We start from the raw sequence: 14,188 nt of genomic DNA, 5'->3' as shown, positions 1-14,188 counted from the left end.
GCCAGTGACTGGTACTGTTGGCGGTGACGCTAAAGTAGGTGATCCAGTGGTCGTGACCATTAACGGTAAAGACTACAGCACGACAGTAATTACGCGTGCTGACGGCAAGTTGGGCTTCAGCGTCAATGTGGCTGGTAACGAACTGGCAGCTGACCCAGACAAGACCATCGATGCAAAAGTGACTGTGACTGACAACGCTGGTAACACAGCAAGCCAGTCTACCCAGCTGACTTACAGCCTGGACCTGACACCGCCAGTGGCGACAATCGCGTTGGACGCCAACTTCGGTGGTGATGGCATCATCAACATTGAAGAAGCGAAAGCGACTTCGATTACGCCAGTGACTGGTACTGTTGGCGGTGACGCTAAAGTAGGTGATCCAGTGGTCGTGACCATTAACGGTAAAGACTACAGCACGACAGTAATTACGCGTGCTGACGGCAAGTTGGGCTTCAGCGTCAATGTGGCTGGTAACGAACTGGCAGCTGATCCAGACAAGACCATCGATGCAAAAGTGACTGTGACTGACAACGCTGGTAACACAGCGAGCCAGTCTACCCAGCTGACATACAGCCTAGACCTGACGCCTCCTAAAGCTGAGATTGCTTTGGACGCTAACTTTGGTGGTGATGGCATCATCAACATTGAAGAAGCAAAAGCGACTTCCATTACGCCAGTGACTGGTACTGTTGGCGGTGACGCTAAAGTAGGTGATCCAGTGGTCGTGACCATTAACGGTAAAGACTACAACACGACAGTAATTACCCGTACTGATGGCAAGTTGGGCTTCAGCGTCAATGTGGCTGGTAACGAACTGGCAGCTGATCCAGACAAGACTATCGATGCGAAAGTGACTGTGACCGACAATGCTGGTAACACAGCAAGCCAAACTACTCAGTTGACATATAGCCTTGATTTGACTCCACCAGTGGCAACTATTGCGCTGGATGCTAACTTCGGCGGTGACGGTATTATCAATATCGCTGAATCTCAGCCAGGGGTGAATCAACCGGTGACAGGTACTGTCGGTGGTGAAGCCAAACTGGGTGATCCAGTGGTGGTGACCATCAACGGTAAAGATTACAACACGACTGTGATTACCCGTACTGATGGTAAGTTAGGCTTTGTCGTTAGCGTACCTGGTTCCGAATTGGTGGCTGATTCTGACAAAACGATTGATGCTAAAGTCTCGACTACAGATACCGCTGGTAACGTAGGTACAGCAACTACGCAATTGAGCTATGTTGTGGACATTGTTGCGCCAAATAAACCAACCATCGATAACATCTACGATGACTTCGGTGCAGTGAAAGGTAATGTCGGTAATGGTGGCGTGGCTGATGATGCTACTCCAACCTTAACAGGTAAGGCCGAGGCTGGCAGTACTGTGACTATCTATGATGGCGCGACTAAAGTTGGTACTGCGGTGGCTGATAAAGATGGCAAATGGACATTCACACCGACTACCGACATTAGCAAAGGCCTGCATAACTACACAGTCACCGCTACTGACAACGCAGGTAACATCAGTGTGCCAAGCGATAACTATGCTTACACACTGAACCAGTCACCTGTATTTGTCACAACAAATGCATCTGCAAGCGTGTCTGAAGACGGATTGCCACATGGCTTGCTGGATTCTGGCCCCTCTAATGTCATCGCTACCGGGTCCATGGGGATTTCTGATCCGAATGGCGACTTGAAGAGTGTGACACTGACCGAGCCAACAACGACCTACACCTCAGGTGGCGTGACTATCACATGGTCTGGTAATAATACAGGCACACTTATTGGTTCTGCCAATGGTAAGGAAGTCATTCGTGTGACCATCGACAGCAAAGGCGATTATGCGGTGCAGTTGTCTGGCCCGATTGATCATCCGATCGCCGGCCAGGAAGACACCCTAGCACTGAAGTTTGGTGTGAACGCCAATGATGCCGATAGCACGACTAAAGGTTCTATCACTGTCAATGTTGCAGATGATGCGCCAACGGCGACTAACCAGACGGTGACGGCAACTAACACTGCCAACACCAACCTGATGATTACGTTGGATATTTCTGGCAGTATGACGACCACTGATGGTGTGAATAATCAGACGCGTTTGGCGAGTGCTATTCAGTCGATTAAAACCCTGCTGGATAAATACGATGACATGGGTGATGTGAAGGTGTCGTTGGTAGTGTTTGCTGGTTTGGATCAAACCAGACAGTTAGGCAGCACCTGGTTGACTGTTGCTGAAGCCAAGGCATATCTGAACAACCTGTCAGCAAATGGTAATACCAACTACGACTCAGCGTTGAATACAGCCATGAATGCGTTCGATACATCCGGTAAGCTGGATAATGCACAAAATGTGTCTTACTTCTTTACAGATGGCCAGCCTAACCGTGGTGTGGGTGGTGTGGGTAGCTTGACTGGTACAGAGTCCAGAAATAGCGATTCTGATGCTGGTATTCAACAGGCTGAAGAGGCTAAGTGGATTACTTTCCTGAATAACAACCATATTAAGTCTTACTCGATTGGTATCGGTTCCGGTGTGACTTCAAATACTGAGTTGAATCCGATTGCTTATGACGGTCAAACGGGTGTGAATACCGATGGTGTGCGTGTCAATTCATTCGACCAACTGGATTCTGTCTTGAATGAGACAGTCAGCAGTCCGATTACTGGCAGTCTGTTGTCCGGTGGCGGCTTTGGTGCAGATGGTGGTTATGTGAAGTCGATTGCAGTGGATGGCTCTACTTATACCTTCAACTCATCGACTGGTGCTATTACCGTGACTGGTACCAATAACAGTACGTATGATGCAACTAGTCATAAGCTGACGATTACAACCAGCAAAGGCTCATTGTTGGTGGATATGGATGACGGTTCATTCTCATTCACACCGAAAAACACCAGTGTTTCTGGCACCAGCTCGTTTAATTACACATTAAGCGACAATGATGGTGATACCAGCTCTGCAACATTGACTGTGAATGTGGCTAAGCAAATAACCTCTATCCCACAAGTGGCACCAGAAGTCACCAATGGTATGGGTGCCGCTGGCTTGTTGACCTTGCCAGGCTTGTTGAATGTTGATCTGCTCAACTTCTCCAGCCGCCAGGCATTCACCGCCAGTGATGTGAACAACAACATCAGTTCTGTAACGATCGCTTACAACACATTGATTGGTGTGACCTTGGGTACGGCTTACCTGACCTATTCACAAGCGGTTGCGAATGAGCTCGGATTGAATGTTAGCTACACGCAAAGCAGTGGCTTCCTTGGCTTGATTGGCGCTAACGGAAAAATGGTCATTACTGCAGCAGATGGTGGTACCGTAGATAACCTCGCGATCAACGAGTTCTTATCTACAGTTAAAACCAATGAACAGGCTGTTGATTTGAGTCTGTTCCAGAACTTCAAGATCACAGCAGTGGACAGCACTGGCTTGCAGGATAGCGAATCAGCCTCTAACCTGATCAACATTGACTTGTTGAACAGCAATAAAGGCACGCCAATTATCAGCGGCGATAGCGCTGACAATACTGTGAATGGTACTTCCGGCAATGATATTATCTACGGCTATGCAGGCAACGATACGCTGAATGGTGGTGCTGGTAATGACATCCTGCGTGGTGGTGCTGGTAACGATAAGCTCAATGGCGGCGATGGCAACGACATCCTGATTGGTGGTAAAGGCAACGATACCCTGACTGGTGGCGCTGGCGTAGACGTATTCAAGTGGGATCGTGGTGATGATGCTCTGGTCAATGGCAGTGTGGCACGTGACACGATCAATAATTTCGATAAGAGCTCTGTCAGCCAAGGTGGCGATATTCTGGATGTACGTGACTTGCTGCAAGGCGAGAATGCGGGCAATCTGGTGAACTACCTGCACTTTGAAAAATCTGGCAGCGATACCATCATCCATATCAGTTCTAATGGTGGTTTCGCAACCGATGCGCACAATGTGTCTGGCAGCTTTAGCAGTGGTAATACAACGCAGCAGATTGTACTGAGTGGTGTGGATCTGACCACAGGCCAAACCTCTGATGCAGCCATTATTAATAACTTGTTGTCTCAGCAAAAACTGATTACTGACTAATTGCTGGTGTCACTCAAAAAAGCGACCTTCGGGTCGCTTTTTTTATTTTTCGCACTTTGTTTTTAGAATGAGGGCTAAACAACTTCTTGTGTGATTTTAATATTTGTTAATTAATTTATGGTTTGTTGATATGAATCAGGTTTAATGTTGGTAAAATAAGTTAACTAATGTTTGTGTTGAGTTTTCTTGTTTATGTATGTCACCGGCAGTGCGTTGAAAAATGCATCCTGGTTTTACCGTGTTCGATTCATTCAGTGCCTGCTCGGTTTTCTCCTGTTATTCATGATTACACCTGCCTATGCCATGTATTCATTTCCAGCTGTACCAGGTGCGCCCATGCCGCCTGGTTGTAGTGGGAGCGCTGGCATTTATACGTGTACCGGTTTCATCAATATTCAAGACCAGGTGCAGTTTCTTGATATCGGTAATGTGAGTGTGACTGTCAATGGTGTCTTGAATATCGGCACTTACAGAATAGGCAGTGCAGCGCAATCAGCCAATGTGACGTTTTACAGCAATGGTACTGTGACACTTAACGCAACCACCTTATATGCCACAATCAGTGCGGGTATGAATGCGGTGACAGTGTATGGCGCCTCATACATTCGTGGCAATTTGCTGATTTCAAATGGCTCGATTAACGCTGCGGGGACGATACAAGGGGATGTCGTCAGCAGTGGTTTTGGCGCTATTTTTATGGCGCAAGATGCGGTAGTGAATGGCAATGTTGCGGGCAGGACCGGCCCGGTAACGCTCTCACGCGCCGTGGCGGTTAATGGCATGCTGAGTACAACCACAGGCAGTCTTAACCTCGTCGGCTTTAACACGATTACCAGTGGGGTAAGTTGTGATGGCTGTTATATGTTTGTCAATGGCCAAGGCAATGCTTTATCGGGTTATGTGAATGTCGGCAACCTGGATGGAGGCTCTTCACAATACAGTAGCTATTATGGGTCTATAAATGTGCAGGCGGGTTACCTTGCATTAGGCAGTGGCACGACCGTGTACGGTGATGTCAGCGTGACTGCTGCGGGCTTGATACATGCGAGTATGGCCATTTACCAGACGGTTGTTCACGGCAACGTGAATGTACGCTCTGACATTGACTCACACATCTCTTTGTATAGCGGTTCGACCATTAATGGCAGCGTACAGGTGACGAATACAAACGCGTTGACTGCCTCGATCAATAACAATGTTTTTATTGATAGCCAGTCTGTGATTAATAACTCGGTCACCGTGACCGGTGGTATTGATAACTACGGCAGGATTAGCGGCTGTGCAAAAAGCAGCGCCAACAATATTTGGGCAATCAAGATGGAGTTCAACTCAAGTACAGGTGGGGTTTGCTGCGCCAGCAGTGGTACCTGTTCACAGAGCTCTTGTGTGTTCAATCCATTCGGATATACCGTACGAAAATGTTCTATCCCTGCGGCTAAATTTAACTGCATAGATCCATCCGTCACCAACCAAAATGCCGCCAGTGGTCATTTATACACACAGGTCGCCAATAGCGCGTTTAATGTCGATGTAATCGCACTGTCCGCAGATAATAGTGTGAATACCGATTTGGTTGCAGTGGGCGAGGCCAATAAAACGGTTGAGGTGAAGTGGGTCGATTGTGGTGACCCTGCAGTGTTAATCAATCAAAACTGTGGTGGCGCCAGAACGGCCATTGCGACGCAAAATATCACTTTTAGCAATGCCAACGCTGGCCGTAAAAGTATTACTGCCACCATGACCAACGCTTATAAAAATGTACGTTGCCAGGTGACTGACACCAGCGCCATGCAGCAGGTGTCATTGTCGACGGATAATTTTGCTGTACGGCCCGCCAGTTTTAACAATATGAGTTCCAGCAATGCCAATGCGGATCTGGTCAATGGCACCAGTACCAACAATCTCCCGGTGATTAAAGCTGGCAGTGGCAAGTTCGAGATGACGGTCACGACTGGGTTATCTAACTACAATGGCACCGCCAAAATTGATAATAACCTGATCAGCGCGCATGCGGGTGCCGTACGTACTGGCGCCTTGTCAGGTGTGTTTGGCATAGCGAATAACGGTGTCAGTACGGGCACAGATTTTACTTATGATGAAGTTGGCTATTTTAAATTTAATGCGCTGGGTATTTACGATGATACGTTTACCCTTGTCGATGCCAGTGTTGGCGATTGCACAACAGGGTTTACTGCCGGGAGTAAGCAGGCATGTGCTTTTGGTTATCTACCGAGCAGCAATGTTTATATAGGCCGCTTTGTGCCAGACCATTTGATGGTCAGTTCTGTGAGCACCAGCACCAATAGCTGCGGCACCTTTTCATATTTTGGCCAGGATAGCAGCACCTTGCCAGGAATCACCACGACATTCACCCTCACTGCACAGAGTGCGGGTAATAACACCACCCGAAATTTTACCGGGCCATTCTCGGCAATCTTCGATCTGTTAAACGTCAATAATTACCACTTTTCGCTATCACCGCAGGTGGGCGCTTCACACAGGTTGAGTTCGGCACCGCTGCCATTGAGTGGTAGCTGGAATGCAGGTGTTGCAACGGTCACTGCCAAACAATATATTGACCGCCCGACGGCGCCAGTGACACCGCAGAGCATGAGTATTTATGCGCAGCCGCAATATGCCGAGGCGGGCGTATTGGTCTCTTCAATACAAACGCTGCTCGCGTCTAACCTGGCCTATCGTTACGGCAAACTGATGTTATACAACGCACATGGTTCGGAGCTTTTGCCTTTGCCTGTGCAGCTAGAAGCGCAATACTGGAATGGGCTGGCCTACGTGAGAAACCTGGCGGATAGCTGTACGGTTGTACCACCTTTAAGCGTGGTACTTAAAAATTACAAAGGCAATTTAACCGCTTGTGAAACAAACCTGTCGGCCACTGCAGGCATGAATCGCGGTTTGTTAGGCCTACGGCTCAGTGCGCCAGGTGTGGCATCAAATGGCATGCCGAATACTGGCAGTGTGGATATGGAGGTGAATCTTGGTACGGCAGCCAGCGCAGACAAGACCTGTATCACGCCATTAGAAGTGCCCGCCATTAGCGGTGTGCTGCCCTGGTTGGGGGCCGTCGATCCTGTTGCACGCGCAACGTTTGGTATTTATAAAACACCAATTGTTTACATGCGCGAAAGTTTCTAATTTGAACTGTGTACGCAGCCGCTAGACTGCGTACACCATTAGGTTTGTGCCAGCTATGTTTACACCATCAGCATATCTACAAACTGGTTGACTGAAGTCGCTTCCAGTTTTGCCTGATCCTGGCATAAGGCCAGAATCTCAGCCTGTTTGCCTGCATCAAAACGGCGCGCCAAATTCACCTTGAATTTCTTCACCAGCTCCGGAATGCCTTCGCCACGACGGCGGCGGTGACCAATCGGGTATTCCACGGCGATATTGCTGGACTGTGAGCCATCTTTAAAGAAAATCTGGATGGCATTGGCAATCGAGCGTTTTTCTGGATCCAAGTAGTCGCGCGTGTATTCCGCTTTCTCGACGCAAGCCATTTTTTCGCGCAAGGCATCAATGCGTGGGTCTGCAGCGGCTTCATCCTCATAATCCAGTGCGGTCAGGTTGCCTTTGAGCAAACCGACTGCCGCCATATATTGAATACAGTGGTCACGATCAGCCGGGTTGTTCATTGGGCCGGTTTTGTCGATAATGCGAATCGCTGATTCATGGGTGGTAATCACGATTTTTTCAATATTGGCAATGTCATCCAATGTTTGCAGGCGCTTGCCCACTTCATGGTTCAACTGGAACGCACACTCCACCGCCGTTTGCGCATGAAACTCGGCCGGGAAGGAGATTTTGAACAACACTTGTTCCATCACATAGCTGCCATAAGGGCGCTGGAACTTGAACGCATTGCCTTTGAACAGCACATCATAAAAGCCCCAGGTTTTTGCCGTTAAGGCGCTTGGATAGCCCATTTCACCCTGTAAGGTCATCCAGGCCAGGCGGACTGCACGTGAGGTGGCATCACCCGCTGCCCAGGACTTGCGTGAGCCTGTGTTCGGGCTATGGCGATAGGTACGCAGGCTTTGACCGTCTACAAACGCGTTAGAGACGGCATTAATGATATCTTGCCTGTTGCCACCCAATAATTTGGTGACGACTGCGGTCGAAGCGATCTTTACCAGAATCACATGGTCGAGGCCAACCCGGTTAAAGCTATTTTCGAGTGCCAGCACGCCTTGAATTTCATGGGCCTTGATCATGGCCGTCAGCACATCCTTCATCGTCAGCGGTGCTTTACCTTCAGCAACGTTTTTACGTGACATGTAGTCTGCTGAGGCGAGGATGCCGCCCAGGTTGTCAGATGGGTGACCCCATTCGGCCGCCAGCCAGGTGTCGTTAAAGTCCAGCCAGCGGATCATGGCGCCAATATTGAAAGCAGCGAGGATGGGGTCTAGCTGATAGGATGTTCCAGGCACTTTGGCGCCATTTGGTACCACTGTCCCGGCAATCACTGGTCCCAGCAATTTGGTGCAGGCTGGGTAGTCCAGTGCTTCGAAACCACAGCCCAGGGTATCCATTAGGCAGTTACGGGCGGTGTCGTAGGCTTCGCTGGAGTTGATCTCAAAATCTGCGACGTAGTTGGCAATATCCACAATCACTTGATCTGGATCGGGGCGGACGTTAGAAATATGGGCGGACATAATGTGTTTCTTTCAAGTAAAAATTTAAGCCACAGAGGACACAGAGTGCACAGAGAAGGTCGAAGAAAAAAATCCTCTGTGGTCTCTGTGTCCTCTGTGGCTAGACTAAGTTAACGTTTTTCTAGCGGCACAAATGGCCTGTTATCTGGCCCGTTATATTCGGCATTAGGACGAATAATTTTGTTATCTATGCGTTGTTCAATCGCATGCGCCACCCAGCCGGTGGTGCGTGAAATGACGAAGATAGGCGTGAACATGCCCGTAGGAATACCCATCATGTGATAGCTGGAGGCACTGTACCAGTCCAGGTTAGGGAACATTTTTTTCTCGCGCCACATGGTTTCCTCAATGCGGGCCGAGATATCAAACAGCTTCATATTGCCCGCATCTTCACACAGTGACTTGCTGACCGCTTTGATGGACTCATTACGCGGGTCGGCAATGGTATAGACTGGGTGACCAAAGCCAATAATGATTTCTTTGCGTGCCATGCGTGCCATGATGTCGGCTTCAGCTTCGTCTGGCGTCTGGTAGCGCTCAATAATTTCCATCGCTGCCTCGTTGGCACCGCCGTGTTTGGGGCCGCGCAAGGCACCAATGGCGCCCGTGATGCAGGAGTATAGGTCGGATAAGGTGCCCGCAATCACACGTGACGTAAACGTGGAGGCGTTAAATTCATGCTCGGCATATAACACCAGTGAGGTGTTCATGGCCTTGATATGCAGCGCAGACGGTTTTTTGCCGTGCAATATGTGCAGAAAGTGTGCCGCGATACAGTCATCATCGGTTTCTACCTCAATACGGACGCCACGGTGGCTAAACTGGTACCAGTAAATGAGGATGGAGCCAAAGCAGGCAATCAGGCGGTCACCCAATGCCTGTGCGCCAGCGGTGTTGCGGTCAACCGCTTCTGGCTCCAGTGTGCCCAACATAGAGCAACCCGTGCGCATCACATCCATGGGATGCGCATTGGCAGGAATCTGTTCCAGTACGGCTTTAAGTGCACTGGGCAGGCCGCGTAGCTTTTTGAGCTTTTGGTGATAAGCGGAGAGTTGTGGTTGGGTGGGCAACTCGCCGTATATCAGCAAATAAGCGACTTCTTCGAAAGTGGCATGTTTAGCCAGTTCAAGGATATCGTAACCACGGTAATGCAGGTCATTACCGCTATGGCCCACGGTGCAAATAGCCGTGGTGCCTGCAGCCACACCCGCTAGCGCAACGCCTTTTTTGCGTTTAGGGGCTTCGGTGGCGGGTATGGTTGAATCTGTGGTGGTGTTCATAACAAACCTCCTTGTTTCATGTCGCGCGTTTATTTGGTTCGCGTGTATTTATTTGCTAAAGAGCGCGTCTAGTTTCTGTTCAAAAGCGTGGTAACCGAGGTGCTCGTAAAGATCGGCACGCGTTTGCATCAAGTCCAGTACATTTTTCTGGCTGCCGTCTTTGCGCACGCCTTGATACACTTTAAGCGCTGCCTGGTTCATGGCACGGAAAGCCGATAATGGATACAGCACCATGCCCACACCAGCCGTGGCCAGTTCGTCCACTGTAAATAAAGGTGTAGCGCCGAACTCGGTAATATTTGCCAATACGGGTACTTTGACGGCGTCGACAAACTGCTGGTACATAATGAGGTCTGTCATTGCCTCAGGGAAAATCATGTCGGCACCGGCTTCCACACAAGCGCAGGCGCGGTCTATGGCAGATTGCAAGCCTTCGACGGCCAGCGCATCTGTCCGCGCCATAACGACGAAATCATCATCAGGTTTGGCGTCGACGGCCGCTTTGACGCGGTCTACCATTTCATCCAGGCTCACAATCGCTTTGTTTGGGCGGTGGCCACAGCGCTTGGCGCTGACCTGGTCTTCAATATGCACGGCGGCGGCGCCTGCCTTGGCAACGCTCTTAATGGTGCGCGCAATATTAAAAGCACCACCAAAGCCGGTATCAATGTCCACCAGTAATGGTGTATCTACGGCATCAGTAATTCGGCGCACATCGACCAGTACATCTTCCAGGCCGGAAATGCCCAGATCTGGCAGTCCTAAAGAGCCCGCCGCCACGCCGCCACCAGATAAATAGATGGCTTTAAACCCGGATTGTGTGGCCAGCATGGCATGGTAGGCGTTGATCGCGCCTATGATTTGCAATGGTTTTTCGGCGGCGAGTGCTGCGCGAAAGCGTGCGCCTGCTGAAGTCATTTGTTGCATATTTGAATCCTTATTTTTTCCACAGAGAACACAGAGTTCACAGAGAGAGTCATACAAGACGGATTGAGTGCTCATAAACTGAGTAAAAAACTCAGGTTTTCTCTGTGTACTCTGTGACCTCTGTGGCTACATATTAAAAGAAAGCGTGTTCCGCATCTTCCGGCATGGTGACGCCGGTTTGCTTGGCTTTTTGCAACACTTCCCAGAAGTAACGATAGGTCGCACGGTCATGCAATTCACCGGCGTACTGAATCGGGCCCCAGTCAGCGGCTTGTGCAGCCAGCAAAATATTGGCGGCGTCGGTGACTTCATCAAAATTAGGTTTCATGGCATCGACAATGGCCTGGATCTGCGTGGGGTAAATACTCCACATGCGCATAAAGCCAAATTCATTGCGGGCGCGGAAGGCATCGCTATAAGTGACTTCTACATTTTTCAAGTCCAGCGTCACGTTGTGTGCAGGCACCACGCCATTGGCGAGCGCGGCTGACACCACTTCGGTTTTGGCGCGTGCCAGCAAGCGGTGGTCAAACTGGCCAGGGCTGCGCATGGCTGTGGCCGGGATCGCGCCATGGTGTGCGCTGACAAAGTCCATCAGGCCGAAATCCAGCACCTGCAACCAGGGCAGTTGCGCAATGTCATGTACTTGCCTAAGGGCGCCGTGCGTTTCAATCAGGATATGCACCGGGATTTCACGCGTGATGCCATGCTGTTTCGCCACGTGCTGAATGTAGCTAATCATTTCACGCGCTTGTGCGATGTCTGTGCATTTTGGAATGGTGATATAGCTCAGCACTTCACCGGCGCCACCAACTAAAATATCAATGTCTTTTTTCCAGTGCGGATGCGTGTAGTCATGAATGCGCGCACCGGCCATGTTGTATTGGTTGGCCTCGGAGTTCAGTATGCGCACGATCATCTCGGCATGTGCTTGCTCCTGGCCGCTGGCCGCGCCGTCTTCGCAATCGCAGGTAATATCAAACACCGGGCCTACACCGTTAGGCGTGGCCGGATTTTGTAAGGACAGGGCTTTCAGAATGAGCTTTTCGCTACCAGCAAAATGTTCACAGGCCGGGATCACCGGAAACGGTTTTTCACCGCCAAAGAGTGCCTGATTTGGATGAACAGCCATGTTTAGTTTCCTTTGCGTGGAATAAGAACGGTATAGTCGAGATCGAGCACCACATGCGGGTGGTAACCCTGTGTGGTTTTGATGTTTTCCAGGGTCGCTGGCGGCATATTTTTAACACCTACCATACGCAAGCGCAGGGCGCCCAGCTCCGGGTTGGGTAGGGACCATTTATCCAGAACCTTGGTCATGCAGTAAATAGTGTCTCCGGCATAGCTCGGATTGGCATGTGTGCCGCCATTAATCGCCACGATAGCGATGGCATTTTCCAGACCTTCGTAACTCAAGGCGCGGCAGGCCGAAATCACCACACCACCATAAACCAGGCACTGGCCTTGCGGCGTGCTTTTCATCAGGTGTGCATCAAAGTGCAGGCGCGCATTGTTCTGGTACAAATGCGTCGCCATGGTATGGTCACTTTCATTGATGGTCAGGCCAGACGGGTGGCGCATGCATTCATCCACTTCGTAGTCATCCCACCAGTATTTGCCACCAGTCGCTGTGCCCAGGCTGCTATTCAGTTTAAAGTTGGCTGGAATCGCTAATGATTCTGCGCTCACAAACTCCGGCAGCTCAGGAATCACTGTTTCTGGTGCCGGGGCTTCCTGGTTCTTTTTGTGCACCATCACCCAGCGCACCCAGCTCAGCACCGGTTGTTGGTGCTGGTTGAGGGTGGTGGAGCGTACCCAGACCACGCCACTCTTGCCGTTAGAATTCTGTTTCAGGCCAATCACTTCACTGGCGGTGGTGAGCGTGTCGCCGACGTAAACCGGCTGTATAAAGCGCACATCGGCGTAACCCAGGTTGGCCACGGCGTTGACGGAAATATCCGGCACGGTTTTGCCAAAGGCAATATGAAACGCCAGCAAGTCATCGATCGGTGCTTGCGGGTAGCCCAATGATTTGGCAAGTGGCTCGCTGCAATGCAGCGGGTTGCGCGCGCCAGTGAGTGCGATATACAGCGCGGTATCACCTGAGGTGATCGTGCGTGGCGTGGCGTGCTGGATGGTTTCACCCAGTACAAAGTGTTCAAAAAAGCGTCCGGTGTTGATTTTTGTGCTCATGTTCAACTCCTTTATATGAACTCTTCTTCCAGCTCGGCAATGGCCGCAGCCAGTTGAATCAAGCGTTGTGCGGCTTTGATATGGTGATGTTCGACCAATTTGTCATTCACCACCACCGTGCCCCGGCCACCTTCATTGGCTTCTTTGAGGGCTTTGATAATCAGCCGTGCATGCTCAACTTCTGCGCGCTGCGGCGTGTAGGCGTCATTGCAGTAGGCAATTTGCGCCGGATGCACCAGAGATTTACCGTCCATGCCGATGTCGCGACCAATGCGGCAGGCATATTCAAACGAATGCATGTTTTTAAAGTCTGAGGTGATGCCGTCAATCACGCCTTTGCCATAAGCACGGGCGGCCAATATCACCAGGGATAATGAGGTGAGAATGGCTGAGCGCTCATGCGTCACGCGGGCGTGTAGTTGTGAAATCAGGTCGGAGGTCGCCATCACCATACAGATCACGCGGTCAGAGGCCGCAGCGATTTCCTTGGCGTTCAATACGGCCAGCGGACTTTCTATCATCACCATCATGGGCACGTCTTTGCCGCCCGCATCGTCTAATAGTTGTTGCGCCTGTAACACGTCTTCGCGCGACTCGATATTCGGGAACAATATGGCATCGGCGCCAATATTGGCAACGGCTGCGATGTCGTCATGCCCCCAGATGGAGTGCAGGTCATTGACGCGCACCACGACTTCTCTTTTGCCATAGCCGCCTTCTTTGACTGCATGGACCACATTATGGCGTGACTGGATTTTGGCATCGACCAGAATAGGGTCGCCCAGGTCAAGGATGACAGAGTCGGCCGCAAGCGTACGTGCACGTTCCAGATAATGCTGGTTACAGCCGGGAACGTATAGCATCGAGCGTCTGGGTCTGAGTGCATATGACATGGGGTTTCCTTTGTTGCGGCAAGAAATTAGATTCATTATTCATGAATAAAAAAACTGTGTCAACAAATATCTTATGTCTTATATAAGATATAAAATAGTGGACAATAAAAACACCCTGTGATATAA

General features: G+C 50.3%; 8 protein-coding genes. 2 read left to right on the top strand and 6 right to left on the bottom strand.

What is annotated here, in order from left to right; genetic code table 11:
- Both INP78_RS10845 and INP78_RS10840 read left to right on the top strand, forming a co-directional pair.
- Window positions 1-4,093, top strand: a 4,093-nt coding sequence (locus tag INP78_RS10845; RefSeq protein ID WP_194742173.1) for an Ig-like domain-containing protein, incomplete at its 5' end; no start/stop codon positions are given.
- 282 nt (window positions 4,094-4,375) lie between these two features.
- Window positions 4,376-7,249, top strand: coding sequence for a DUF6701 domain-containing protein (locus INP78_RS10840; RefSeq protein WP_228522817.1), 2,874 nt, complete (start codon window positions 4,376-4,378; stop codon window positions 7,247-7,249).
- A 59-nt stretch (window positions 7,250-7,308) separates the two neighbouring features.
- Here INP78_RS10840 and INP78_RS10835 read toward each other — a convergent pair whose 3' ends face one another.
- From INP78_RS10835 to INP78_RS10810, 6 genes are all read right to left on the bottom strand, one after another.
- Entirely contained in the window at window positions 7,309-8,769 is a 1,461-nt protein-coding gene (locus INP78_RS10835) for a bifunctional 2-methylcitrate dehydratase/aconitate hydratase (protein WP_194742172.1), read from the bottom strand.
- Window positions 8,770-8,879: 110 nt separating this feature from the next.
- Entirely contained in the window at window positions 8,880-10,049 is a 1,170-nt protein-coding gene (gene prpC, locus INP78_RS10830; RefSeq protein ID WP_194742171.1) for a 2-methylcitrate synthase, read from the bottom strand.
- Window positions 10,050-10,097: 48 nt separating this feature from the next.
- Window positions 10,098-10,976, bottom strand: a complete 879-nt coding sequence (gene prpB, locus INP78_RS10825) for a methylisocitrate lyase (RefSeq protein WP_194742170.1) — start codon at window positions 10,974-10,976, stop codon at window positions 10,098-10,100.
- A gap of 133 nt (window positions 10,977-11,109) precedes the next feature.
- Window positions 11,110-12,108 (bottom strand): CoA ester lyase, encoded by a 999-nt coding sequence (locus tag INP78_RS10820; RefSeq protein ID WP_194742169.1) that lies wholly within the window; start codon window positions 12,106-12,108, stop codon window positions 11,110-11,112.
- Window positions 12,109-12,110: 2 nt separating this feature from the next.
- Complete coding sequence (locus INP78_RS10815; protein ID WP_194742168.1) at window positions 12,111-13,169, bottom strand: MaoC family dehydratase; 1,059 nt, start codon at window positions 13,167-13,169, stop codon at window positions 12,111-12,113.
- An 11-nt stretch (window positions 13,170-13,180) separates the two neighbouring features.
- Window positions 13,181-14,062 (bottom strand): CoA ester lyase, encoded by an 882-nt coding sequence (locus INP78_RS10810; RefSeq protein WP_194742167.1) that lies wholly within the window; start codon window positions 14,060-14,062, stop codon window positions 13,181-13,183.
- Between the last annotated feature and the right edge of the window lie 126 nt (window positions 14,063-14,188).

It is taken from the genome of Methylophilus sp. 14 (assembly GCF_015354345.1).
Lineage (GTDB): Bacteria > Pseudomonadota > Gammaproteobacteria > Burkholderiales > Methylophilaceae > Methylophilus.
Note: the sequence above shows the minus strand (reverse complement) of the source record. Positions and strands in the feature narration are given on the sequence as shown.

Bases quoted from the DNA above. Each gene is read 5' to 3' on its own strand.
- prpB (WP_194742170.1), bottom strand. From the start codon at position 10,976: ATGCAACAAATGACTTCAGCAGGCGCACGCTTTCGCGCAGCACTCGCC.
- INP78_RS10810 (WP_194742167.1), bottom strand. From the start codon at position 14,062: ATGTCATATGCACTCAGACCCAGACGCTCGATGCTATACGTTCCCGGC.
- INP78_RS10820 (WP_194742169.1), bottom strand. From the start codon at position 12,108: ATGGCTGTTCATCCAAATCAGGCACTCTTTGGCGGTGAAAAACCGTTT.
- INP78_RS10835 (WP_194742172.1), bottom strand. From the start codon at position 8,769: ATGTCCGCCCATATTTCTAACGTCCGCCCCGATCCAGATCAAGTGATT.
- INP78_RS10840 (WP_228522817.1), top strand. From the start codon at position 4,376: ATGATTACACCTGCCTATGCCATGTATTCATTTCCAGCTGTACCAGGT.
- prpC (WP_194742171.1), bottom strand. From the start codon at position 10,049: ATGAACACCACCACAGATTCAACCATACCCGCCACCGAAGCCCCTAAA.
- INP78_RS10815 (WP_194742168.1), bottom strand. From the start codon at position 13,169: ATGAGCACAAAAATCAACACCGGACGCTTTTTTGAACACTTTGTACTG.